This window comes from Pontibacter sp. 13R65, assembly GCF_047525655.1.
In the GTDB taxonomy this organism is placed as follows: domain Bacteria; phylum Bacteroidota; class Bacteroidia; order Cytophagales; family Hymenobacteraceae; genus Pontibacter.
On the sequence record NZ_JBLIQL010000060.1, the window covers coordinates 1 to 645 of the forward strand.

At 50.5% G+C, this 645-nt stretch carries 1 protein-coding gene; it reads right to left on the bottom strand.

Annotated elements, in window-relative coordinates:
- Positions 1 to 582, bottom strand: a 582-nt coding sequence (locus ACMA1I_RS23295) for an IS1 family transposase (RefSeq protein ID WP_337070896.1), incomplete at its 3' end; no start/stop codon positions are given.
- Positions 583 to 645 lie beyond the last annotated feature (63 nt).

Genomic DNA, 645 nt, shown 5'->3' on the forward strand with positions numbered 1-645 from the left:
GCACAGGTTCACACCTTCAATGTTTTTGGTGAAGGCTTTACCGATCAGGTGCTTCTCTCGAGGGAGCACTTTAGCAAAAGCAGGCCAGTCATCGGTGCAGAACTGCTCTATCTCTAGTTCCTTGAGCTGCTCATAGAGCCTCTTGACTGTCTTCTCTCCCCGGTTACCCCAACTCCAGGCCAGGATCTCGTCTGTTTCGGGTGCGTAGGCATAAAAGAGCCAGCGCTTGTTTTTCTTCTTTTTGACATAGGTCCAGAACTCATCCAGCTGCACGCTCTGGTACTGCTTTTGCCGTGGCAGCACCTGGCAGATTTTCGCCTTCTCATTCAGCCACCTGAGCACGGTCTGCCGATGCACGCCCGTCACGGCCTCTACGTCCCTGATGCCTGAGTTCCTGACCAGTAGTTTTAAGACTAACTGCTTCACTTCTGGTTTGCAACCGGGCTTTAGATACCCATGCTGAAACTGCTTGCCACACCCACGGCAGAGAAAGTTCTGCTTCCCTGTCTTTTTTACCCCGTTTTTTACTACCTTCAAACTGTGGCAGTAGGGGCACTTGAGCTGAATAGTTATCTCGCACATAACTCTCAGCTAACACCTCTGCTGCCATTTTTATCCCACCATCATACATTCTAGACCACAACC